This window comes from Campylobacter sp. 19-13652 (assembly GCF_019702925.1).
In the GTDB taxonomy this organism is placed as follows: Bacteria; Campylobacterota; Campylobacteria; order Campylobacterales; family Campylobacteraceae; genus Campylobacter_A.
Genome location: NZ_AP024713.1, coordinates 568,693 through 591,634, shown reverse-complemented (window position 1 = coordinate 591,634; position 22,942 = coordinate 568,693). Strand labels below are relative to the sequence as shown.

The 22,942-nt window shown below is 41.5% G+C and carries 23 protein-coding genes and 1 pseudogene; 7 read left to right on the top strand and 17 right to left on the bottom strand.

Annotation, left to right across the window (positions count from 1 at the left end):
• Positions 1–55: 55 nt before the first annotated feature.
• Together LBC_RS02825 and galU are read right to left on the bottom strand one after the other, a co-directional pair.
• Complete coding sequence (locus tag LBC_RS02825) at positions 56–1,303, bottom strand: glucose-6-phosphate isomerase (RefSeq protein ID WP_221254934.1); 1,248 nt, start codon at positions 1,301–1,303, stop codon at positions 56–58.
• A complete protein-coding gene (galU, locus tag LBC_RS02820) occupies positions 1,284–2,120 on the bottom strand; it encodes a UTP--glucose-1-phosphate uridylyltransferase GalU (RefSeq protein WP_221254599.1) in 837 nt (278 codons plus the stop codon). Before galU ends, LBC_RS02825 begins: the two co-directional genes overlap by 20 nt.
• Positions 2,121–2,215: 95 nt before the next feature.
• Here galU and LBC_RS02815 point away from each other — a divergent pair, with 95 nt between their 5' ends.
• From LBC_RS02815 to LBC_RS02790, 6 genes and pseudogenes are all read left to right on the top strand, one after another.
• Positions 2,216–2,860 carry a YigZ family protein gene (locus LBC_RS02815; protein ID WP_221254598.1) on the top strand — a complete coding sequence of 215 codons (645 nt, stop codon included), beginning with the start codon at positions 2,216–2,218 and terminating at the stop codon, positions 2,858–2,860.
• 34 nt (positions 2,861–2,894) lie between these two features.
• Positions 2,895–3,956 carry a diguanylate cyclase gene (locus LBC_RS02810; protein ID WP_221254597.1) on the top strand — a complete coding sequence of 354 codons (1,062 nt, stop codon included), beginning with the start codon at positions 2,895–2,897 and terminating at the stop codon, positions 3,954–3,956.
• 8 nt (positions 3,957–3,964) lie between these two features.
• Entirely contained in the window at positions 3,965–4,780 is an 816-nt protein-coding gene (gene lgt, locus LBC_RS02805; protein ID WP_221254596.1) for a prolipoprotein diacylglyceryl transferase, read from the top strand.
• Positions 4,781–4,862: 82 nt separating this feature from the next.
• A pseudogene (locus LBC_RS02800) lies at positions 4,863–5,573 on the top strand (fumarate reductase cytochrome b subunit); the annotation flags it as partial.
• A gap of 18 nt (positions 5,574–5,591) precedes the next feature.
• Complete coding sequence (locus LBC_RS02795; RefSeq protein WP_221254594.1) at positions 5,592–7,598, top strand: fumarate reductase flavoprotein subunit; 2,007 nt, start codon at positions 5,592–5,594, stop codon at positions 7,596–7,598.
• On the top strand, positions 7,591–8,316 hold the full coding sequence (locus LBC_RS02790) for a fumarate reductase iron-sulfur subunit (RefSeq protein WP_221254593.1): 726 nt from the start codon (positions 7,591–7,593) through the stop codon (positions 8,314–8,316). Before LBC_RS02795 ends, LBC_RS02790 begins: the two co-directional genes overlap by 8 nt.
• Positions 8,317–9,502: 1,186 nt before the next feature.
• Here the strand turns inward: LBC_RS02790 and queC are convergent.
• Positions 9,503–10,174: a 7-cyano-7-deazaguanine synthase QueC gene (gene queC / locus LBC_RS02785; RefSeq protein ID WP_221254592.1), complete on the bottom strand. Its 672-nt coding sequence runs from the start codon at positions 10,172–10,174 to the stop codon at positions 9,503–9,505.
• 59 nt (positions 10,175–10,233) lie between these two features.
• Between queC and ybeY the strand changes: the two genes are divergently transcribed.
• Positions 10,234–10,638 (top strand): rRNA maturation RNase YbeY, encoded by a 405-nt coding sequence (gene ybeY, locus LBC_RS02780; RefSeq protein ID WP_221254591.1) that lies wholly within the window; start codon positions 10,234–10,236, stop codon positions 10,636–10,638.
• Here ybeY and LBC_RS02775 read toward each other — a convergent pair.
• The 14 genes from LBC_RS02775 to LBC_RS02710 all read right to left on the bottom strand — a co-directional run bounded on the left by LBC_RS02775 (position 10,635) and on the right by LBC_RS02710 (position 22,853).
• Positions 10,635–11,375 (bottom strand): DUF5131 family protein, encoded by a 741-nt coding sequence (locus LBC_RS02775; RefSeq protein ID WP_221254590.1) that lies wholly within the window; start codon positions 11,373–11,375, stop codon positions 10,635–10,637. The genes ybeY and LBC_RS02775 overlap by 4 nt on opposite strands.
• A gap of 1 nt (position 11,376) precedes the next feature.
• Positions 11,377–13,164, bottom strand: a complete 1,788-nt coding sequence (gene mrdA / locus LBC_RS02770; protein WP_221254589.1) for a penicillin-binding protein 2 — start codon at positions 13,162–13,164, stop codon at positions 11,377–11,379.
• Positions 13,165–13,653: a hypothetical protein gene (locus LBC_RS02765; protein ID WP_221254588.1), complete on the bottom strand. Its 489-nt coding sequence runs from the start codon at positions 13,651–13,653 to the stop codon at positions 13,165–13,167.
• Positions 13,650–14,306 (bottom strand): GTP-binding protein, encoded by a 657-nt coding sequence (locus LBC_RS02760; protein WP_221254587.1) that lies wholly within the window; start codon positions 14,304–14,306, stop codon positions 13,650–13,652. The genes LBC_RS02765 and LBC_RS02760 overlap by 4 nt, the downstream gene beginning before the upstream one ends.
• Positions 14,303–14,782, bottom strand: a complete 480-nt coding sequence (gene lptA, locus LBC_RS02755; RefSeq protein ID WP_409240984.1) for a lipopolysaccharide transport periplasmic protein LptA — start codon at positions 14,780–14,782, stop codon at positions 14,303–14,305. Before lptA ends, LBC_RS02760 begins: the two co-directional genes overlap by 4 nt.
• On the bottom strand, positions 14,767–15,282 hold the full coding sequence (locus LBC_RS02750; RefSeq protein WP_221254586.1) for an LPS export ABC transporter periplasmic protein LptC: 516 nt from the start codon (positions 15,280–15,282) through the stop codon (positions 14,767–14,769). The genes lptA and LBC_RS02750 overlap by 16 nt, the downstream gene beginning before the upstream one ends.
• Positions 15,273–15,761: an HAD family hydrolase gene (locus LBC_RS02745; RefSeq protein WP_221254585.1), complete on the bottom strand. Its 489-nt coding sequence runs from the start codon at positions 15,759–15,761 to the stop codon at positions 15,273–15,275. The genes LBC_RS02750 and LBC_RS02745 overlap by 10 nt, the downstream gene beginning before the upstream one ends.
• Entirely contained in the window at positions 15,758–16,333 is a 576-nt protein-coding gene (gene hisB, locus LBC_RS02740) for an imidazoleglycerol-phosphate dehydratase HisB (protein WP_221254584.1), read from the bottom strand. Before hisB ends, LBC_RS02745 begins: the two co-directional genes overlap by 4 nt.
• Before the next feature lie 2 nt (positions 16,334–16,335).
• A complete protein-coding gene (locus LBC_RS02735; protein WP_409240989.1) occupies positions 16,336–17,106 on the bottom strand; it encodes a septal ring lytic transglycosylase RlpA family protein in 771 nt (256 codons plus the stop codon).
• Positions 17,107–17,188: 82 nt separating this feature from the next.
• Positions 17,189–18,340, bottom strand: coding sequence for a lytic transglycosylase domain-containing protein (locus LBC_RS02730; RefSeq protein WP_221254583.1), 1,152 nt, complete (start codon positions 18,338–18,340; stop codon positions 17,189–17,191).
• Positions 18,337–19,128, bottom strand: coding sequence for a TatD family hydrolase (locus LBC_RS02725; RefSeq protein WP_221254582.1), 792 nt, complete (start codon positions 19,126–19,128; stop codon positions 18,337–18,339). Before LBC_RS02725 ends, LBC_RS02730 begins: the two co-directional genes overlap by 4 nt.
• Positions 19,125–20,390, bottom strand: coding sequence for a diguanylate cyclase (locus LBC_RS02720; RefSeq protein WP_221254581.1), 1,266 nt, complete (start codon positions 20,388–20,390; stop codon positions 19,125–19,127). Before LBC_RS02720 ends, LBC_RS02725 begins: the two co-directional genes overlap by 4 nt.
• Before the next feature lie 70 nt (positions 20,391–20,460).
• A complete protein-coding gene (locus tag LBC_RS02715; protein ID WP_221254580.1) occupies positions 20,461–21,987 on the bottom strand; it encodes an AAA family ATPase in 1,527 nt (508 codons plus the stop codon).
• Complete coding sequence (locus LBC_RS02710) at positions 21,984–22,853, bottom strand: NAD(+) kinase (protein ID WP_221254579.1); 870 nt, start codon at positions 22,851–22,853, stop codon at positions 21,984–21,986. Before LBC_RS02710 ends, LBC_RS02715 begins: the two co-directional genes overlap by 4 nt.
• Positions 22,854–22,942 lie beyond the last annotated feature (89 nt).

Here is a 22,942-nt window from a genome sequence, read left to right as displayed (position 1 = left end):
TAATCTAAAGTATTTAAATTTATACAAAAGCCATCCAAAGCATCAAACACAAATCCTATGATAGATTTCTTTTTTGCGCAAGTAGCCTTAATATCCTCTTTCCTATCTCTACGGCTGGCTGGTCGTATGGATTAATGCCTAAAAGTATGCCAGTAGCAGAGGTTAGTAGCTCATAATAATAAATAAGCCAGCCTATGTGCCACTCATCAAGCCTATCAAGTTCGATTTCATCGACACTTAGCCCCTCTTGCACCAAAGCCATAGTAGTAGCGTCAGCTTGTAAATTTAAAAGCTCGCCTACGCTAAAATTGCCAGCAAAATCACTCTGAGCCAAATCCTCTAATCTAAGCCCATCAATGTTTACATTAGGCGCACTTAGCCCATGCTTAATATGCTCTTTAATACGCAAAAAAGTTACGCTTTTATCCTTTGCACCGTCCATTATAAGCTGCAAAAAGCTATGCTGGTCTTTACTGCCTATAAGCCCTACAGGCGTAAGCCCCACTCTTTTATGCCCCTGCCTTTTACCCAGACTTTCAGCCCAAAGCTGCACATACCATTCATTAAATTTCTCAAACCTATCAGAATAGCTAAAAATCACGTTTATGCGCGCATGTCGATGTGTGGCGTAGTGGTGAGCTTTCGCGATTAGGCTCATATCACCATCATCTATGTAGCGTTTAGCGCACGCCTTAGCACCCTCTAATAGCCCAGCAATATCCACTCCACAAAGCCCCAAAGGCACAAGCCCTATCGCACTTAGCACGCTAAATCGCCCACCTACATTATGCGGTATAAAAAACACACGAGCGCCGTTTTTACTAGCTAAATCATCAAGCGGAGTGCCTTTATCTGTTATAAATATAAAATTATCTTTTAGGCTATTTGGTTTAAATTTATTCAAAATATATTTAAAAATAGTAATAGTCTCTAACGTCGTGCCTGATTTTGAGCTTATGATAAAAAGCGTGGAGTTAAAATTTACGCCTTCAAGCGCACTTCTTATGCTCACCTCATCAAGATTATCTATTATTTTTAACTCTTTGCTTAAGCACTCAGGGAGCATAAACTCAATCGCCCTAACACCAAGCGCACTCCCTCCAACACCCACAAGTACCACCGTATCTATCCCGCTTCCTAGGCTTTTATTAAGCTCTGATATGCTAGGTAGCAGCGACGCACTCAAAGACGGCAGATGATAATACCCCACCTCACCCTTTTCATACTCATCATTTACTCTAGCGGCATACGCAGCGATATGCTCACTTTTTGCGGTGTTAAATTTAAGAGTTGTCTTTACCATATTCGCGCTCATAAAAGTAATTAGTCGCCTCTACAAATCCGTGCAATGAGCCACAATCAAACCGCCTACCTTTAAATTTTAAAGCCAGCACCATGCCCTCTAAGGCTTGAGTTTTTAGTGCGTCTGTGATTTGGACTTCGCCGTTTTTACCAGGTGCAGTACGCTCTAAGATAGAGAAAATATCAGGCGTTAGGATATAGCGTCCTATTATGGCTAGATTGCTTGGAGCTTCGTCTGGGTTTGGCTTTTCTACCATATCATCAACCATAATAAGACTATCATCTATCGCTCTGCCTGATATGACACCATAGCTTGCGGTCTGCTCACGAGGTACCTCCATGACAGCGACTATGCTACATCTATATTTTTCATAAATTTTAGTCATCTGAGAAAGAACACCCTCGCCATCCTCATTAATACACAAATCATCAGCCAAAACCACACCAAAGGCTTCATCATTTACTAGCCCCCTACCCGTATATATGGCATGCCCTAGCCCTTTCATCTCGTTTTGTCTAGTAAAGCTAAAGCTGCATTTATTCATAAGCTGCCTAATTTCAGCCAAAAGCGGCTCTTTTGAGCTACCAGCTATTTGATGCTCCAGCTCGTAGCTAATGTCAAAATAATCCTCCAAAGCCCTCTTTCCGCGCCCAGTAACAAACGCCATACTATCCATGCCGGCCTCAAGCGCCTCATCGACGCCATAATGAATAAGCGGCTTAGTAAGTATAGGTAGCATCTCTTTTGGCAGGGATTTTGTCGCTGGTAAAAATCTCGTCCCATAGCCAGCAGCTGGGAAAAGGCAGGTCTTAAGCATTAACTATCCTTAAAAATAAATAATGGATATTTTAGCTATTATTTGCTTAAATTTATGAAAAAATCTTACTATTTTAGCTTTTTATAAGGACAAAAATGCAAAATCTAAAGCTCATTAATAAAGCCCAGCCTCCTGCTAAAATCGAAATAAAGCACTCCATTTTTTACGCATTTTTAATCCCTGCAAGCGAGCTAAAGCAAACTCTTTTAAATTTAAGACAAGAACACACAAAAGCGGTGCATTTTGTCTGGGCTAGCAGAGAAATAAACAAATACTCCCAAATAGTGGAAAATCAAAGCGACGACGGCGAGCCAAAAGGTAGCAGTGGCGCCCCGAGTCTAAACGCACTACGAGGGGCTAGCCTAATAAACTCAGCCGTTGTAATTGTGCGGTATTTTGGCGGGATAAAGCTTGGCGTTGGCGGGCTTGTAAGGGCTTACTCATCGGCGGTAAATTTAGCCATAGATGAGGCAAAAACCGCAGGCGCAATAGCCGAATATACACAAAAAAGTGAGTGCATTTTCTACACGCCTTTTAGCCTTTTGGCTAGGTTTGAGCACTATTTTTTGGCTAAGGGCGAGCCACTGCCAGAGCGTGAGTTTATAGAGCAAGGAGCAGTCTGGCAGGCTAGCTTTAGCGAGGGCGAGTTTGGAGAGTTTTTTACCTTTGCAAAGGGCTTTAGCTTTAGTGGGTTAAAGTGGCTAGGGCTGCCTATTTATGCAAAAATTTATGATTTTTAGCTATAATCAACGCTTTAAATTTAAAAGGTAAGTTTTGTCTTGGATCTCATTTCCCACCATCGCTTTTGTTTTGTGTGCCTTTAGCTTTGGCATTAGTGTCTATTTTAAAAGAAGTCGAGCTGGCTATATCACGCTATTTTTAGTCATAGCCCAGCTAGCCTACGTCGATATAAACAGCGCAAGCGTCTATGATGCTATTTTGGCACTACTTCTTGCGCCAGTGATTACTCTTTTTGCCATGCTACCAGAGAGATTTATATTTAGCCGTCAGGGGCTGGCTAGGGCTTTGGTGCTGGCTTTTATTTTGCTTATTATTTATCTGCTTGGTAGGTATTCAAATTTTTCAAACTTCGCAGCAAGTGAGATATTTTTACCATGGAATAAGGGTCCTGTATCGCAACTTGGGGCGATTATTTGCATAGCTTGCCTTGGGACGCTTTGGTATAAGCTAAACTATGGTGAGCGATTTTATTCGCAGTTTTTATGGCTTAGCCTGCTAATTGCGTACGTGCCGTTTTTAAGCCCTATTTTAATGCCGTACGCTATATTTTTCTTAAGCGGAGCAGCTATGGTTATTTGCATGGCTTTGCTTGTTGAGGCTTATAGAATGGCGTATGTAGACACCCTCACTCAAATCCCTAGCCGCCGAGCGCTTGATGAGTATGCAGGCTCGCTTAGTCTGCCATTTAGCGTTTGCATGTGCGATATCGATCATTTTAAGAAATTTAATGACGAGTACGGTCATCACGTGGGCGATCAGGTACTTAGATTTATAGCGGCTGAGATTAAGCTAACTGACGGCGGAGCGCGGGCTTTTAGATACGGCGGAGAGGAGTTTTGCATAGTTTTTGCAGGGCGGCTTAAAAAGGAGTGCGTGCCGTTTTTAGAGGTGGTTAGGCAGAGGATTGAGGATAAGAAATTTGTCGTAAATCGTCGCCGTAAAAACGAGCAAACTCGCCACGATGTAAAAATCACCATAAGCATGGGCTTAAGCGATAGCAGCAATGGGGGCGATTTTGCACACGTGGTAAAAGCGGCCGATAAGCTACTTTATAAAGCAAAAGACGCTGGGCGAAACTGCCTGATTTACAACTAGGAGGGACTATGGGTGCTTGGCAAGAAATTTATACGCATTTTAATCCAGTAGCTTTTAACATATTTGGCTTTAAGGTGCACTGGTATGGCATAATGTATGTTTTAGCACTTCTTACAGCACTCATGGCGGCAAAATACTTTGTCAAAAAGGATAAAATTCCCATAAGCAATACACAGCTAGATAGCTACTTTTTTTGGGTTGAGATAGGCGTAATACTAGGTGCTAGGCTTGGCTATATCCTTATATATAGCACCCACGCAAGCTACTACCTCACGCACCCTTGGCAGATTTTTAACCCCTTTGTAAATGGCGAATTTGTTGGAATTAGCGGCATGAGCTACCATGGTGCGGTGCTTGGATTTTTAATAGCCACATTAGCATACGCCAAAAAAAGTGGCGTAAGTGTTTGGATTTTGCTTGATTTATGTGCTGTTTCTATCCCGCTTGGCTATACATTTGGCAGGATAGGAAATTTCTTAAATCAAGAGCTAATTGGACGCCAAACAGAAGTATCTTGGGCTATAAACGTAGATGGGGTGCTTAGACATCCTAGTCAGCTTTACGAGGCATTTTTTGAAGGTTTTGTAATATTTGTTGTGCTATTTTTTCTTAGAAAAAGGAAAAAATTTAACGGCGAACTCATAAGCCTTTATGCCATTTTTTACACTATTGCACGATTTTTCTGCGAGTACTTTAGGCAGCCAGACCCACAGCTTGGATTTATAATATTTGGGCTTAGCATGGGACAAATTTTAAGTATCGCTATGCTTGTTTTTGGAATTTGTGTGTATTTTAGAAACAGCTTTTTATTAAAAAAACTTTAATCCCATAAATTAATATTTTTTAAAGCTTTTAGAGTTATAATTTTCATTGCAAATTTATTAAAAAACTCTACAAGGATAGCAGATGAGCAATCAAATTGAGGGCTTTTTGGGCATAAGCTTAGAGCGCAAAAAGAGTAAGTTGCCAGCTAAATTAGACCTTATCCAAAGCGGTACAGGTGTGATTTTGGGGCTTTTTATGTGGTGTCATATGATGTTCGTTTCGACGATTCTCATAAGCCCAGATTTTTACAATAGCGTAATTCACGTTCTTGAGGCTAGATTTGTCTATGACAATCCAGTGATGAGCTACGTTACTTCATTCTTAGCCGCCTGTGTGTTGGTTGTATTTTTCGTCCACGCCGCACTTGGAATGAGAAAGTTTCCTATCAACTTCCGTCAGTGGCAGGCATACAGAGCTCACATGGGACGCATGGGGCATACTGATACTTCATTGTGGTGGATACAAGCAATAACTGGCTTTATTATGTTTTTCCTTGGCTCAGCTCACCTTATTATCATAATAACAAACTCTGACGCTATAAGTGCTACAGCATCTGGCGCAAGGGTGTTAAATCACTTTATGTGGGCGTTTTATTTGGTATTGCTTTTTGCAGTCGAGCTTCACGGCAGTATCGGACTATATAGAGTATGCGTAAAATGGGGAATTTTTGAAGGCAAAAACGCAAAAGAGAGCCGCGCAAAGCTTAAAAAGGCAAAGTGGTATTTAAGCGCATTTTTCTTGGTGCTTGGCGTATTGTCGCTGCTTGCTTTTATCAAAATCGGCTTATCAAATTAAATTTGGGGTAAAAATATGAATGTTAAATATTATGACGCATTAGTTATTGGTGGGGGTTTGGCAGGTCTACGCTCAGCCATTGCCACAGCTGAGCGTGGGCTTAGCACCGTAGTTTTGAGTATGTGTCCTGTCAAGCGAAGCCACTCGGCAGCGGCTCAGGGCGGCATGCAAGCAAGCCTTGGAAATTCAAAAATGAGCCAGGGCGATAATGAGGACGTGCATTTTGCCGACACCGTAAAGGGTAGCGACTGGGGCTGTGATCAGGACGTGGCTAGAATGTTTGCCCAGACTGCTCCAAAAGCCATTCGTGAGCTAGCCGCTTGGGGCGTGCCTTGGACTAGGATAGAAAAGGGCGAGCGAACCGCTATCATAAACGCTCAAAAAACAACCATAGTCGAAGACGAAGACGCTCACGGACTTATCCACTCACGAGACTTTGGTGGCACGAAAAAATGGCGCACCTGCTACACTTCTGACGCCACAGGACACACTATGCTTTTTGGCGTGGCAAACGAAGCACTTAAGCATAATGTCGAGATCCATGACCGCACCGAAGCCATCGCACTAATCCACGAAAACAACCGCTGCTACGGCGCTATCGTGCGTGATTTAGTAACTGGCGAGCTAACCGCCTACGTCGCACGCGGCACGCTAATCGCCACAGGCGGATACGGCAGGCTGTATAAGCACACCACAAACGCTGTCATCTGCGAGGGCATAGGAGCTGCTATCGCACTTGAGACTGGCGTAGCAAAGCTAGGAAATATGGAGGCCGTGCAGTTTCACCCAACGCCAATCGTGCCAAGCGGCATACTCCTAACTGAAGGCTGCCGTGGGGACGGCGGAATTTTAAGAGACGTCGACGGATACCGCTTTATGCCTGATTATGAGCCTGAGAAAAAAGAGCTTGCTAGCCGAGACGTCGTAAGCCGCCGTATAATGGAGCATATTAGAAACGGCAAGGGCGTAAAAAGCCCATACGGCGAGCACGTTTGGCTAGACATATCTATTTTGGGTCGCGAACACATCGAGAAAAACCTACGAGACGTGCAAGAAATTTGTCAAATTTTTAACGGCATAGATCCAGCTGACACCGAAATAGACGAAAATGGCAAGGGCAAGGGCTGGGCACCGATACTACCTATGCAGCACTACTCTATGGGAGGGGTCAAAACCAACGCCAAAGGCGAAAGCCCAACGCTAAAAGGGCTTTTCTCAGCTGGTGAGGCTGCGTGCTGGGATATGCACGGCTTTAACCGCCTAGGTGGCAACTCTGTGGCTGAAACCGTCGTGGCTGGTATGATAGTGGGCGGCTATTTTGCGGACTTTTGCGAGCAAAACAAAGTCGATATAAAAAGCGAAGTCGTCCAGAGCTTTTTAGATAAAGAAAACGCCTACCTAGATAGCCTGCTAGAAAAAGAGGGCAAGTATAATGTCTTTGAAATCAAAAACAGAATGAAAGACATAATGTGGGAGCACGTGGCGATTTTCCGCACTGGCGAAGGGCTAGAAAAAGCGGTCGCTGAGCTTGAAGAGCTATACAAAGAGAGCAACAACCTAAAGCTAGAAAACAAAGAACACTACGGCAACCCAGAGCTAGAAGAGGCTTATCGTGTGCCAAAAATGCTAAAACTAGCCCTTTGCGTGGCTTATGGTGCCTTATTGCGAACCGAAAGCCGTGGCGCTCACTACCGAGAGGACTATACCAAGCGAGATGACGCAAACTGGCTAAAACGCACGCTTACAAGCTGGCGTGAAGGCGACACTATGCCGATAGTCGAGTACGAGCCACTAGATATAATGAAAATGGAAATACCGCCTGCATTTAGGGGATATGGCGCAAAGGGCAATATAATCGAACACCCAGATAGTGCCGTCCGCCAAGCACAAGTCGATGAGATACGTGCTAAAATGGAAGCTGAAGGTAAGAGCCGCTACGAGATACAAGATGCGCTTATGCCTTATGAACTTCAGCCAGAATACAAAGCCCCAAATGAAAGACTAGGAGTAGGCGATGAGTAGAAAAATAACCATTCGTGCGTTTAAATTTAATCCACTAAGCAAAATTTCAAAGCCGCATTTTGCGACTTACGAGATAGAAGAGACCGACGGAATGACGCTGTTTATAGCGCTAAACGTCATAAGAGAGAACTTTGACCCAGGGCTTAGCTTTGACTTTGTCTGCCGAGCGGGAATTTGCGGCAGCTGTGCTATGCTGGTAAATGGCAAGCCAAAGCTAGCCTGCCGCACGCTGACAAAGGACTATGCTGAAGGCGTTATCGAGCTTATGCCACTGCCTGTGTTTAAGCTGCTAAAAGACCTAAGCGTCGATACTGGCAACTGGATGAATGATATGAGCAAGCGTGTAGAAAGCTGGATACACACTAGCAAGCAAACCGACATTAGCCGCCTAGAAGAGCGTGTCGAGCCAGCACAGGCTGAGGAGACATTTGAGCTAGACCGCTGTATAGAGTGCGGTATCTGCGTGGCTGCGTGCGGCACTGCTGTGATGAGAAAGGACTTTATCGGAGCTGTGGGGCTAAACCGCGTGGCTAGATTTAAAATCGACCCACTAGATGAGCGAACGGACGCTGATTTTTATGAACTAGTGGGCGATGATGATGGCGTGTTTGGTTGTATGAGCTTGCTTGGGTGCGAGGATTACTGCCCTAAGCACCTGCCACTTCAGAGCAAAATCGCATATATGCGTCGCAAACTAGCCGAAGTGGGTAATAAATAAATTTATTCTGCGCATAATTTCTGCGCCTAGAAGCTGGCTGGCTCGCTAGGGCGGCTAGCTTTTTGCCCTGCTAGAGCTAGCCATAAGCAGGGGCTAGCCTATCGATTAGCTTGAGTGCCTTTATCTGGGGATGGCACGTTTTTAGCTAGCTAAGCTCTTGTTAAGTTTTTGCTTTTTGGCTGGTTTTAAATTTAACTAGCCTCGACACTTTTGTAAGATTTTTGGTTTAAGCTTGATTATCTGCGATTTATAGCTACGCTTTTTTGGAATTTTAAATTTATTTTTTAATTCAAGCTAGCTTGCCATTTTTGGGGAGGTAATTTAGACTCTGTCTTACCATAAGCCCACCACCATAGATACCGATAGTCAGATAGCTCATATTGCTTGCTATTTAGTGCTGCCTTATTTTACTTTTGATAAAAGTTCCACTGCATATACTTCTTATCAAGCTAACCACACCCACACATTGTAAAGTCTGGTTTAGCTCGCTTTGCTATACACGCATTTAAACGCCGCTGCGACATAAGCTATATAAGAGCGGTCAAAGCCACAAGTCAAACGGTGAGCCTACAAATCCTCACGTCCATTATCTAGCCTAAAGCATGTCATAAGCAAAATCCACACTATCTTATTATAAGTCTAGCACGTAAAGCACAAACACTCCCTCAAGATAATAACATGCCAGACATTTGTCTTATTAAATTTAAGCTTTTAAAAAATACTATTGCTTTATAGGCAAGCCTAGCAGTAAACTTACCAAATATGAAAGCTTGCAGATACCTTATAGATTTTTTACATCAAGCTTTGCAAAGTACTAAAATTGCGCTGACATTGCTCTGCAACGGAGATAATTATTAAAAGCCTCTAGCAAGAATCAGTGGCGTTAGGTTTGTAAAATGGCTTAAATTTGTAATTAAAGCGACACTATCATTTAAAAATTTATTTACCTCTTGTGCCATTATATCGCCATCTTTAAGTATGGCATTTAAAAGCGCTTTACTTTTAGAGCGCTTTTAGCTCGCTAACCCAGTAAGCCTACTAAATGGACTTTACATAAGCCTCGCAAAATCAGCTCATGATTTAACTATCTTTCGTATTGCTAGATATTTATTTTAAATTCAAAAAGGCAAATTTATTGAATTTTACGCAACTTCAAAATCTAAAATACCTCGCATACTATATAAATTTAACGCTTTTTATACGCTATTTTATCCACTTCTTTGGCAAGCTCAAATCCACGTAGCCGAAGTCTGCAACTATCGCACTCACCGCATGCCTCGTCCTCGCTATCATAGCAGCTCCAGCTTAAGTGTACTGGCGAGCCAACCTCTATGGATTTAGCGACTATCTCTGCCTTGCTAAGCCCTATAATAGGCGTTTTTATCTCGATTTTTATATCCGTTGCGATGCCACTATTTATCGCATTTTGGGCAGCTTTAATAAACTCTACACGGCAGTCTGGATAGCCACTACTATCCTCCTCAACAGCCCCTAAAAAGATGGCACTTGCGCATGATTTCTCAGCCAAAGCCGCAGCTATACTTAAAAATATCCCATTGCGATACGGCACGTAAGTTATGGGCACAGCTTCGCCTAGTCCATCTTTTGGTACATCTATCGCACTATCTGTAAGTGCGCTGCCGCCAATAGTGGCGATAAAGCTCACATCAAGCACCACTCGCTCGCTAATGCCTAAAGCATCGCAGACATCATTAAACGCCTGTCTTTCACGGTTTTGCGTACGCTGAGAATAGTCAAAATGAAGCGCTATAATCTCATAGCCCTCCTTTAAAGCCAAAGTGGCGCATAGCGTGGAGTCCATTCCTCCGCTTAGCACACATACCGCCCTTTTTTTCATCAAATTTTCCTTTATTTTTGATACAATTATATTTTATTTTTGATAAAAAAGGTGTAAAAGTGATAATTTGCGAACAAAGCTATGATGAGATTTTGGATAAAATTTGCGCCCACCTCACAGATAAAGATGTGGAGCTTGTCTTTGTAAATAGCAAGCAAATAAGAGAGATAAATTTATCCCACCGTGGTATAGACAAACCAACAGACGTGCTTAGCTTTCCGCTATTTGATGCAGGACAAGCGCTAAGTGGGAGCATAGTGATAAACGAGGATGCGGTAGGTCAAATGGCGTCTGAGCTAGGGCATAGCGCGCAAGATGAGAGGGCATTATTATTTACTCATGGGCTTTTGCATATTTTAGGCTTTGATCACGAAATAGATAACGGAGAGATGAGAGAAAAAGAGAGTGAGGTGGTGCGCATCTTTGGCTTGCCTAAAAGCCTAATAGTACGAAACGATGGCTAAAATAGGCTAGTCGCGTCCTTAAAAAATGGATAAAATCTAAACTCATCAATAGGCTCAAGTAGCCTTGCTTTTGGCTTTTTATCAGCGCCACTATCGCCCCAACCTCTAAAATAAAACGCCACGCCTTGCGCATCGCACTGCCTTTTTATCTCAAGCATCCACTCAGGCTCGCACGCCCTAGCTCCGTATCCGCTCTCAGCCCCAGCCACGACCCAGTCTATGCCGTTTAAATTTAAATCTCCTAGCGAAGATAGCAGAGGTTCACAACATATCCAGCGCATAGCACACTCTATCTGCCTTAAAATCTCCATCCGCCACTTGCTAGTCGCCACCTCCACCGTAACGCCTAGCCATAAATTTAAAGGTGCTTTATGTGTGCTAAAATATTGCTGCATGCGCTCTGGACGCTTAGTTAAAAGCTGATACTGATGGTGTGGAGTACGCCTAATAACGTCAAATAAAGCATCCAAAAACCCCTCGCTCGCACTCTCAAAAAACAGATCACTCATAGCACTCATAAAAAATATAGTCGGTCTTTTTACAAGCAGGGGCTGCTCTAGCCTGTGCCAAAGCTCTTTATAACTAAAGCCGTCCTTATACTCAGCATTTCCACGCTTTTTTAGGCGTAACGCAATGGTGCGAGCGTAGCAGTGAGCGCAACCTAGGCTTATAGGTACGCAGCCGATACTGGGGCTAAAGTTTGCAAATTTATAAGGCAGGTCTTTTGCTTTTTGCATTTTAGAATTTAATATAACCTAACTCAATTAGCTTTTTATAAATTGCTGAGATTTTAGGACCTGCGGCACTTCCGCCGTGCCCACCATGCTCTATTATCATAGTGATGACATATTGAGGATCATCGTATGGAGCGTAGGTCGTAAGCCACGCATGTGAACGCTGGAGGTACTTCATATCCTCCTCTTTCATTCTTATTTTTTCGCTCTGACTAATGCCTACAACCTGCGCAGTACCTGTCTTTGCCGCGACTTTAAAAGGCAGATCGTGAAAATAGTGCCTAGCGGTGCCCTTTTCGTGATTTACCACCTCATACATAGCGTGTCTTATGTATGGTAGCTGAGATTTTTCAAATTCTGTATAAATACCATCCTCTAGCTCATATTTTAGCTTTTTACCATCTATGCTATCAATAAAATGTGGCACCACCACCTTGCCAGTGGCAAGCTGAGCGGTATACTTTGCCACCTGCATAGGGGTAACCAAAAAGCTTCCCTGCCCTATAGAAGTAATCAGTGTCTCCCCTACAAACCACGGCTTATTATATCTACGCTGCTTCCACTCACGGCTTGGGACTGTACCTACAAACTCGTTTGGCAAATCAACTCCACTACGCACGCCAAAGCCGATACGCTCGAGAGTTTGTGCGATGATGTCTATGCCTACTTTTTGGCTACCTTTGTAAAAATAATCATCACAGCTTTCTCTGATTGCTGAGTTTAGATTCATTATCCCATGCCCATGAGAGTTCCAGCAGCGAAACTTCCTGTCGCCTAATTCGTAGCTACCAGTACAATTAAAGGTATCGTGGCGAGTCAGCTTACCACTGTCTAAAAATGAAAGCCCAACACCCATTTTCACAACAGATCCTGGAGGATAAAGCCCATTTACTAGTTTGTTGGTAAAGGGATGATCAACATCATTTATCATCTCCTCCCACTGCGCTTTTGAGATGCCGCTTACAAACTGATTTAAGTCATACTCAGGAAAGCTACCTGCTGCTAGTATGGAGCCATCTTTTAGGCTTAGCACAACTACACTACCAGCCTCTTTACCAAAGACTTCGGCTATGTATTTTTGCAGCTGCATGTCTATGCTTAGCCTTATATCCTCGCTTCTTGGTGGAGTTATACTAAGCTGTTCTATCTCCTCATTTAGAGCATTTACGCGCACTACTCTAGTGCCTTTTTGTCCCTGAAGGACGGAGTTATAATACGCCTCAATACCAGTCCTACCCACATATCCACTAAGGCGTGTCATCTCGTCTTGTTCTATGTCTTTTTGATTTGCACGTCCGACGTAGCCTATTATGTGGCTAGCTATAGAAGAGTATGGGTACTGCCTTTTGCTAGCTGGGTCTATTCGCAAAAGCTCGTGCAGACTAATACTCGTATAATGTGGCATAAAGCGGTCATAATCTATAAATTCCACCACTTTTATAAAGTCTTGGTTATAAGGAGAGTCTGCCTTTTTGTATTCACGCTTTATCTTTTGGGCGTTTAAATCAGGAAAAAGCGAGACAATAAATTCTATCTCACCATCAAGCCTATCCTCTTTTGAGCTTAAATGAGGCTTAATTGATATGGCAAAACCTAGATTATTTATCGCAACTGGGCGATTTTTGATGTCATAAATTTCACCCCTAACTGGTGCAGTAAGCTGCGTTTTAGCCGCATTTTGCTCAGCTATGCCTTCGTAGTAAGTATTTGATTTTACGCTTAGATGATAAATTCTAGTTAAAAGTACAATCCAAAAAAGCACAATAATGCTAAATACTATCTTTAATCGCATCTAAACTAACCTATGCCTTAAAAAAACCATAGCAAGCAACCCCTCAAGAACTATATAAATAAGATACTGTATCCCAAAGGCTAAGACTTGCTCACTTTTAGTATATGTAAAAAAGCTACTAACCCCCCAGCTAAGCATATATCCAGCCGCAATAAAAATAAACAAAAGCCCACTTCGCCACTTAAGTGAAACAAAAAGCCAGTTAAAAAATAGTGAGTAAAAAATAATAAAGGCAATAAGTGCACTAAAGAGATAAAATCCATGAATTTGCTCTGCAAAAAACAAAAAGGCAACAGCTCCATACCATGCAAGCCCCAGATTTTGCATGGCTCTGGTACGCTCATGATACTCAAGTACTACAAATGCAAAGCATATCCCTATAAGTGGAGGCAGGTACTGCGACACAGTCGTGGCTATCTCATAAAGCACCAAAATCAAAGCCTCAATCAAAAATCGAAAAAGGCTAGCCTCATCATTTGTACGGCTCATACGCCAAAAGCCCCTGCTATTAGGCGCTCTTTTAGGATTGATATGCCTTTATTTTTAAGAGTTGAAACACAAAGCGCATTTGGGTCAAATTTTTTAAGCGCTGATAGCTCTTTTTGATTTAGCTTGTCGCTTTTAGTGTATACTCGCAAAACGCTCTGGTCTGGCCTTAAAAAGCTAGATAGATATTCGCTTACATTTTCATCTATATCTAGGTCAAAGTGCCTGCTATCCCTAAGCTGAATAAAAAGCCTAATATCGCTTCTAAGTCGCAAAAACTCATCAAGGCTTTTTTGCCACTGTGCGTGCATACTTTTGCTGACTTTTGCATAACCAAAGCCTGGCAAATCGACAAGCACAAGCTCAACTCTTTGACTATTTTGCCCTGCATCTTGGGTTAAATTTATCCCGTATTTTTCGCAAAATTCTTTAAAATCATCTATCTCAAAAGTGGCTTTGAAAAAATTTATAAGCTGAGTTTTGCCAGGAGTTGAGGAGCTTTTTGCTAGCCCTTTTTGATTTACTAAAGCGTTTATGAGGCTACTTTTGCCGACATTTGAACGCCCTAAAAAAGCCACCTCGCTAAGCCCAAAACTAGGCGCAAGCTCTATACGAGGCGCGGAGGTAATAAAGCTCGCGTTTATTGATTTTATCATCTATCTTTCTTATCTTGGACATTAAAAATAAACCGTACCGGCTGAGTGGTGTCGCCGCCTTCTACGTTATATGTGCCATTTTTTTGATTTATCACTATCTTTTGTCCGTAGACATTTTTATCGCCATCAAGCTCTTTTAGGTGTCCATTTCCTATTATGGTGTAAGTCTCATTTATTGCGTCATATACGAGCTTATCGCCACTACCGCTATATCTTTTGCCTTTTAATATGGCTTTAAATTTAGCGTTTCCTATGGCTTCATATCTTAGAGGCTGGCGCTTTTTGTCAAAATAGACAATAGCCTTATTTGCTCTTAGCTCATCATTCGCACGCTTTACTAGTACATCTCCGTTAAATTCACTTTTTAGCTGTGCTTCATTTGCATAAAAGCTTTTTGAGCTTATCTCAATCTGTTCAGCTTTTAAAAGCTGGAAAATCATAAAAAATCCCAGTGCTATCCTTAACGCCAAACCCACGCATTTACCTCCTGTGCGGTTATCTCTTTAGTTGGTAGATATTTTAAATTCTTGCCGATGACTTTTACGCCGTCACCTCGCCATAACGTAAACAAAGATGGCACTTGGGCTACTTTTGTAGAAATATTATACATAGCAACCTCACTATTTAGCCTAGTATCATCACTATTTTCATAAAAAACCGCACCTCTAAACTCAAGCTCATTTTCTCTTTTTATCGCTATATTTGAGCTTAGAGTGTGTTTTAGGTCATTGGCTATATAGCTTGCCTTAAAATCCTTAAACTCATCATGATCTTTATATCTATTTATCCGACTTGATGTATAAACTCCAACCACGCGAGTGCTACTTAGCTCATAAGTGGTTGCGTCAAGCACCTCAAGGCTTGAAATAGACGGATCTTGTATAAATTCATCCTGTATGTATGGGTCTTGAGCTACGACAAAAACCATAGCTACGCCAAATATCACAACTAGGGTATAAAAAAGCTTTATAACCACCTCTTAGCCCATTCATCGTATAAATTTTCACTTTTTATGAGCATCTCTATCATCTCTCGAACCGCTCCAGCGCCGCCTTTACTCTTAAGTCTAGTATGCACCTTAAGCTCTTTAATGGCATCTCTTGGCTTAAAGCTATGCGAAACTGCATTAAGTAGCCCATAATCATTATAATCATCGCCTATTGCTGCTGCATTTTCAAAGCTAAGCCCCTCAAACTCAAGCACCTGTTTTGCCACGCTTAGCTTATCGCCCACACCTTGATAGATGTGCGTAATCCCCAAATCCTCAGCCCTTCGCTCTACTATTTCTGAACTTCTGCCTGTGATGATAGCCACCTTTTTACCAAGCTTTATCCAGCTTTCAATAGCGTAGCCGTCTTTTACATTAAAAGCCTTAAAAAGCTCGCCATTCTTATCATAAGTAATCCGTCCATCAGTCAAGCAACCATCTACGTCTAAAAAAATAATCTCTATCATAAAACACCCTTTGTACTAGCATCTCCAGTACGCTCATTTTTAGCCACTGCACGTCTAAGTGCCACTGCAAACGCTTTAAAAGCCGCCTCAATGATGTGGTGTGCGTTTTTACCACGCTGCTTTATGATATGCACGCTTAATCCAGCATTAAACACAACGGCTCTAAAAAACTCCTCGCTAAGTTCAGTGTCAAAATCGCCTACTTTATCCCTGTCAACATCGCATTCATAGACTAAAAACGACCTATTGCTAACATCCATAACGCACTCAACAGCAGCCTCATCCATAACTACAATAGAATTTGAAAATCTCTCTATATTTGAGGCTGGATAAATTTCATCTTTTAAAAGCTGTCCTATAACTATACCGCAATCCTCCACACTATGATGAGCATCAACATACGTATCACCCACGCATTTTATGCTTAAGTCTATCAAAGCGTGCTTGCAAAATGCGCTTAGCATATGATCAAAAAATCCAACGCCCGTATCTATCTCGCCCTTGCCGCTACCATATAGGCTTAGGCTTGCTATTATATCCGTCTCTTTTGTAGTGCGTCTTAGCTCTTTCAAATTTATCCCCTGACTATAAATGCTCCATTAAATCGTCCGCTCTTTGCAAAATCTCTAGCCTCGTCCTCGCTTCTAAATCCAGTTACGAATACCTTAAAAATGCGCCTTCCACTTACATTAAATTCACGCACTATGCTTTGGTAGCCACCTACGTTTTTATGCTGGACTTGGTAGCTTTTTGCGCCGCTTAAGCTACTAAAAGAACCGATTTGTACCATAAACTCTCCTCCAACGACCTCATCAGCACTAGCCTCACTTTGGGCTTGGCTTTTTGAGATAGGAGAGATGACTATTACACTGGATTTGGCACTGATGTTTGAATTTATCGGCTCTATTTTAGCAGGGGTATTGCTTGCTGTATCTATGTTTGAAGTGCCACTTATTTTTGCATTAAATCCTATAACCTCAAGCAGTACTGGAGCAGTCCCAGCCCCTATCATTCCTATCTTACTCGCCGCACCTTTTGAGAGGTCTATAATGCGGTTTGAGACAAAAGGCCCTCTGTCATTTACCCTAACCACAACTTGGCGATTATTTTTTAAATTTGTAACTCTAAGCATAGTATTCATAGGTAGGGTTTTGTGCGCGGCGGTAAATCCGTGCATGTTATACACCTCGCCATTTGATGTCTTTTTACCGTGAAAATCTGGCCCATACCAGCTAGCAGTACCACTAGCCTTTTCCCCTACTTTTACCACTGTTGGGTAGTAAGTTTTGCCATTTACTGTGTATGGGCGCATAGTCGCTCGGTGCATAGCTGGGGAGTTTTTTATCTCGCTGCTACCTGATGGACTTGGTAGATACTGCGTGGTACTACACCCAACCACAAAGATTGAAAAAAATAGATAAATTATATTACGGTATAGCAATGTGCTCTCCTGATGCTATTTCCTCTTTTGAGTTTAAAATTTCGCCTTTTTTGCGCCCCATATCAAGCCTTACAATCTCGCTGCCTGAACTTAGCGTCTTTGGCTGGACTATCTTTGGGATTACAAGCGATTGATTAAGCGCAACACTATTTGTGCTTAACTCATTATAATCCTTTATTGCACGCGTATTTACCCCTGTTTTTTCAGCTATAGAAAGCAGGGTATCACCCTTTTTTACCTTATAAGTAAAAAACTCATTTTTACCGCCTTTTGGGGTAAAATTCTTAGTAAAAAGCGCGACACGATTTTGCGGTATATAAAGATGGTAATTTTTAGAATTTGGCGGAGTAAAGGCTAGCTTTATGTGGGCATTATACTCTTTAAGGCGATTTACGCCCACGCCTATGCTATCAGCTACCTCTACCAAACTCGTCCCTCCAGGGACACTTATTTTAGATAGTTTTAGTGAGTTTGCCTTGTCCTCTTTTGCTACACTAAAGCCCAAATCAGAGGCGATTATCGCTTGTCTTAAAATTTTACCTATAAAGCGCCTAGTCTCGCTTGGTAGATACTTTTTGCTAGGGTCTAAAAGCACAGCCAAATCATCGCTACCCGCCTGAGAGATAGCTTTTCTAAGCTTTGTGTTACCACAATTATACGCCAAAATAGCTAGATACCACTTGCCAAATTCGCGCTTTAGTGAGCGCAAATATTTTGTCGCAGCCTGGCTTGAACGCTGTGGGTCTTTTCGCTCATCCACATATTTATCCACTCTTAAGCCATAAAGCCTAGCAGTTGATTCCATAAACTGCCATATACCAGCCGCCTTAGCCCCTGAGATTACGCGATTTGACAGCCCAGACTCCACCATAGCTAGATAAAATAGCGTGGGAGGCACCCCTGAGCTTTGCACTGTGTTTTTTAGCATATCGATGTATGATTTTGCATTTTGTATAGACTCGTCAAAGTCCCTAATGTGTCCAACTTTTATGTCGTTTTTTATATCTTCAAAATATATAGTTTTGGCAAAATCTGGATTTATATCAAGCTCCTTTAAAAGCTCTAAATCACTGCTTGCGCTTGCTAGTAGAATTTGTATACTAAAGGTTAAAATAGAAAATATCTTTAAAATTCTCATGCTTCTCCTTTTAAGCCGTCAAAGGCTCGGTATGCGTTTGCTGTGGTAATTTCGCAAACTTCATCTTTGCTTAAATTTAAAAGCTCGCCTATCTTTTTAGCCACCAAATCAGTATAAGATGGCTCATTTCTCTGTCCACGAAATGGCTCAGGAGTGAGATATGGTGCGTCTGTTTCTATCAAAAGCCTGTCTTTTGGAATTTGTGGTAGAATTTCAACCAGACTTTTTGCGTTTTTAAATGTAAGCACTCCACCTATGCCGTAATAAAAATGCCCAAGATTTGCAAGCTCTAAAAGCCTTGGGCTTGAGTTGTAGCAGTGAAGCACAGCAGACTTTAAGTCATCTGCATATTGAGCTAGAATTTGGTATGTATCCTCATTTGCCTCACGACTATGAACTATTAGGGGCTTATTAAATTTAATCGCAAGCTCTATTTGAGCGATAAACACTCGCTTTTGCTCCGATTTTTCGCTCTGCTTTGCCGCCTCATCTTTTGGAAAGCGAAAATAATCAAGCCCACACTCTCCAACCGCTATGCACTTACTATCACTCATAAATTTAACCAAATAATCAAGGTCAAAATACTCTATGTCATAAGGATGCACACCAGCAGCAAAATAAACATCGTCAAATTCATGTGCTATTTTACAGGCTTTTTCTAGCTCACGTGGATCGGCTCCAGGTATGATATACCCACGCACGCCAGCCTCACTAGCCCTAGCTAGCATATCGGCAAAATCATCATTATATCTATCGTCATTTAAATGACAATGAGTATCTATTATCATATCATTTCCACGCGGTTTCGTCCGCCCTCTTTGGCCTTATAAAGAGCCTTATCGGTCCTGCTAAGAAGCATACTTAACTCAGTCTTAGTATCGCCTATACAAACACCAATAGATGCTGTCATTTTAAGAGAAACATTATCCACCACAAACTCTTTACTAGCTATCGTTGTTCTTAGTCTTACAAAAAACTTAACCGCATCTTCAGCTGAAATATTTTTAAGCAACATGCAAAACTCCTCACCACCAAAGCGAGCTACTAAGTCCCTACCCTTACAAGAATCAAGCAAAATATGTGAGATAAATTTAATAGCCTCATCGCCTATATCATGCCCATAAGTATCGTTTATACGCTTAAAATGGTCTATGTCTATGGTAGCTATAGCAAAACTTTCTGTGCTATTTTTTATGCTTTGTATATATTCTCTAGCCGAGCTCATAAAATAACGGCGATTGTAGAGGCCGCTTAGAAAATCCCGATTAGCAAAATTTGTGATAAGTTCTATATTTTCTATATTTTCTATGTGGTTATTTATGCGGACTATTAGCTCCTCCCTACCAAAGGGCTTTATAATAAAATCATTTGCCCCACTTTTTAAAAACGTAGCTGCCGCACCCTCATCATCAGTAGCAGTAAAAACTATGATACCTAGTTCTGATTTTGGATATTTTTCACGAAGATTTTTAGTAAGCTCAAGCCCATCCATTACTGGCATTTTATAATCAGTAAGCACGAGTTTTATGTTTTTATATTGCTCAAAGTAGTTCATAGCCTCCTCGCCGTGAGCTGCGACATAAACATCAAAGAGCTGGGATTTTAAGATATTTTTAATAGCTGTGCGCATAGGCTGGCTATCATCTACTACCATAACACCTACACCACGATTTTTACTTAGTCTATTTACGGTATTAAATATATAGTTTACATCAGCTATATTGCCCTTATAAACGTAATCCACGATAGGCTTGTGGATAAAGCTCTCCTTTGTCTGCACATCAATACTACCAGTAAGCACAATGACGAGAATATTTTTTGATAATACATAATCAACTATCTCCCCATCTGGCGCATCTGGTAAATTTAGATCAAGCAGCGCTATGAAGTAATTTTCCCCATGTTCATCTATGAGATCTTGCGCTTGGCTAAAACTATGAGCAACATCGACAATCATGTCCACATTGCTCTCCATTTTGCGCGCGATAAGCTTTGCAAGCGCTCTATTATCATCTACTATTAATATTCTCTCTTGAGTTTTTAAAGCCATAAAATATCCATAAAATCGTGATTTTTGATAATTAATCTGTCATTGTATCAAAAAATTTTATAAACTTATCTTAAGCTTTAGCGCTCTCAAGCAGACCTTTAGCAAAGCTTAAAGCCTCCTCGCTCACAACCTCACCACTTATCATCCTAGCTAACTCTGGCGCTCTTTCGCTTTCTTTAAGCTGTCTTACACTTGAACCGTTTTGCGTCTTTTCAACTAAAAAATGAGCATCTGCACGACTTGAAAGCTGAGGCTGATGCGAAATGGCAAAAATTTGGTAGCGTTTGGCTATTTTTACTAGCACATTTGCTATGCTCATCGCCTCTTTACCACTTAAATTTGCATCAATTTCGTCTAGGATTATCACGCCAGAACCTTGATTTAGCACCTGTGTTTCACTCGCTATAAATGCAAGCCTTAATCGATTTGTCTCGCCACTACTTATTTTTCCTAAATTTACCCCAGCCACTTCAAAACTTAGCACATCAGCTCCGCTCTCGCCAAAGCTAGCTTCGCTTAAGCTTGCTTTTAAGCTTGGCATATAAAGCTCACTTAAATAGCCATTTAGCAGGCTTTCAAGCTCGCCTAATGCGCCTTTTCTAGCCTTCGTGATATTAACACAAAGTCCGCTTAAGTCATTATAAAGCTTATTAAATTTAGCCTCCAGCTCGCTTTTTTGAAAGCTTATGTTTTCATATTTATTAAGCTCAGCCCTTTTACTCTCAAGCACCAAAAGCGCCTCCTCCTCGCTTCCATAACGCTTTATCAAGGAATTAAGCGCCTCTATCCTATCAAGCACCACCTCAACATCAACCTCATCAAGCCAGTCCATATTTAAGCCCTCTTGCAATACACGTAGCTCATTTATCGCATCAGTAAAAAAATCGCTATTTAAATCGCTTATATTAAGCGCATCTATCACAGCGCCTTCTAGATCATAAATTCTCTGTGCCTTTTGCCATGCAGCTTCTATTTTATCCTTTTTGCTAAGCTTTTTTTTAATCTCCAAAAGCTCGTCAAATTCGCCAGCTTTTGGGTTTACTGCCTCTATTTTTTCTATCTCAAAAGCCGCAAATTCCTTAAGTTCCTCTATCTTGCTCTCAGCCTCATTTAACTCATCAAGTTCGCTTTTTACCTTTGCATATTCTAAAAAAAGCTCTCTTACGGATTTTAAATTTAATTCATGATTTTTATCTTTTACAAGTGCGTCAAGCAGACGTAAAAATCTATCTCCATTTAGCTCGCCAAGCCCCTTTGCGCCGAAATATTTTATATGCTCACTTGCGATTAAACTCAGGCTTTTTTTTGCAATTGATTGAGAGTTTATAAAATACCTAACACTCTTTTCCCTAGCCATTTTAAAGCTATTTACAGGCTCATTTTCTATGCCAACTTCGCTCATATCAAAGCTAGCCTCCACGTCAGCCTCCACAAGCCTTGCTTCGCTATCTTTTAGTGCAAAAGCACTCATAATTGCCCCCATTAACACAGACTTTCCGGCTCCACTTGCACCCGTAAATACGCTAAGTCCTGCTTTAAATTTTAACTCAACCTTATCAAAGCCTAAATGCTCTTTAATAAAAACTCTGCTTATCATTTATCGCCCCAACGTAGTTTCTGCTTTAAAATTTGAAAATAATCGCGCCCCTCTCGCCGCAAAAATCGCGCCCTAACATCACCAAGTCCGACTTTAACACATGCGACATCTTGCATACTAAGGCTCTCTTGTCCGTCTATGACTAGCTCACTATTGCTATCTGCACTTAGGCTTACAGTCTCGCTAAAAGGCAGGATAAGTGGGCGCTGCGAAAGCGAATGCGAACAGATAGGCGTGAGCGAAAAAACAGCACTTAGCGGATATATCAAAGCCCCTCCAGCACTCATATTATAAGCTGTTGAGCCAGTTGGAGTACAGGCTATTATGCCGTCTCCAAAATATGAATTAAAATGCTTTCCGCCTAGATAAGCTTTGATATTTACCGTACTTGCTGGTCTACGTCTCATTATAACAGCGTCATTAAGCGCTAAAAGCTCCATATTTTTTCCGTTTTTTTGCTCCACTACTACACGTAAAAAATATGGTCTTTCAATGACAAATTTATTGTTAAAAAGCTCTTTAAAAAGCTCATCTGCCTCGCCTAGTGTTGCCTCTGTTAAAAAGCCAAGCCTACCTGTGTGAATTCCAAGTAAAAGTGGAGCAAAAGCAGCGGTTTTACGAGCTAAAGATATCAAAGTCCCATCCCCTCCAAGGCTAATAATCAAAGCACACTGCCTAGCTAGCTCATCTAGTAAATAGCCATTTTTTCCAACCGCTAAAGCCGCCTTTTGCTCACACAAAACCTCCACACCAAAGCGTGATAAAATATCAAAAATCAAGTCCATATCGTGCGTCATGCTCTCGCCCTCGCGCACTACGAGCCCAACTTTTTTTATACCATTTAAATTTATATTTTCATTTTTCATGGCGCAGATTTTATCATATTCGCCCGCAAAAGCAAATAAAAAGCATAAATTTAGTAAAATGCGCGCTAATTTTCACTATAAAAGGAATA

Coding starts and splice junctions, on each gene's coding strand:
- lgt (WP_221254596.1), top strand. CDS start 3,965: ATGGGTGCTTGGCAAGAAATTTATACGCATTTTAATCCAGTAGCTTTT.
- LBC_RS02765 (WP_221254588.1), bottom strand. CDS start 13,653: ATGAGCCGTACAAATGATGAGGCTAGCCTTTTTCGATTTTTGATTGAG.
- queC (WP_221254592.1), bottom strand. CDS start 10,174: ATGAAAAAAAGGGCGGTATGTGTGCTAAGCGGAGGAATGGACTCCACG.
- LBC_RS02725 (WP_221254582.1), bottom strand. CDS start 19,128: ATGATAATAGATACTCATTGTCATTTAAATGACGATAGATATAATGAT.
- LBC_RS02720 (WP_221254581.1), bottom strand. CDS start 20,390: ATGGCTTTAAAAACTCAAGAGAGAATATTAATAGTAGATGATAATAGA.
- LBC_RS02795 (WP_221254594.1), top strand. CDS start 5,592: ATGAATGTTAAATATTATGACGCATTAGTTATTGGTGGGGGTTTGGCA.
- galU (WP_221254599.1), bottom strand. CDS start 2,120: ATGCTTAAGACCTGCCTTTTCCCAGCTGCTGGCTATGGGACGAGATTT.
- LBC_RS02710 (WP_221254579.1), bottom strand. CDS start 22,853: ATGAAAAATGAAAATATAAATTTAAATGGTATAAAAAAAGTTGGGCTC.
- LBC_RS02715 (WP_221254580.1), bottom strand. CDS start 21,987: ATGATAAGCAGAGTTTTTATTAAAGAGCATTTAGGCTTTGATAAGGTT.
- LBC_RS02730 (WP_221254583.1), bottom strand. CDS start 18,340: ATGAGAATTTTAAAGATATTTTCTATTTTAACCTTTAGTATACAAATT.
- LBC_RS02760 (WP_221254587.1), bottom strand. CDS start 14,306: ATGATAAAATCAATAAACGCGAGCTTTATTACCTCCGCGCCTCGTATA.
- LBC_RS02790 (WP_221254593.1), top strand. CDS start 7,591: ATGAGTAGAAAAATAACCATTCGTGCGTTTAAATTTAATCCACTAAGC.
- mrdA (WP_221254589.1), bottom strand. CDS start 13,164: ATGCGATTAAAGATAGTATTTAGCATTATTGTGCTTTTTTGGATTGTA.
- LBC_RS02825 (WP_221254934.1), bottom strand. CDS start 1,303: ATGGTAAAGACAACTCTTAAATTTAACACCGCAAAAAGTGAGCATATC.
- LBC_RS02775 (WP_221254590.1), bottom strand. CDS start 11,375: ATGCAAAAAGCAAAAGACCTGCCTTATAAATTTGCAAACTTTAGCCCC.
- LBC_RS02745 (WP_221254585.1), bottom strand. CDS start 15,761: ATGATAGAGATTATTTTTTTAGACGTAGATGGTTGCTTGACTGATGGA.
- LBC_RS02815 (WP_221254598.1), top strand. CDS start 2,216: ATGCAAAATCTAAAGCTCATTAATAAAGCCCAGCCTCCTGCTAAAATC.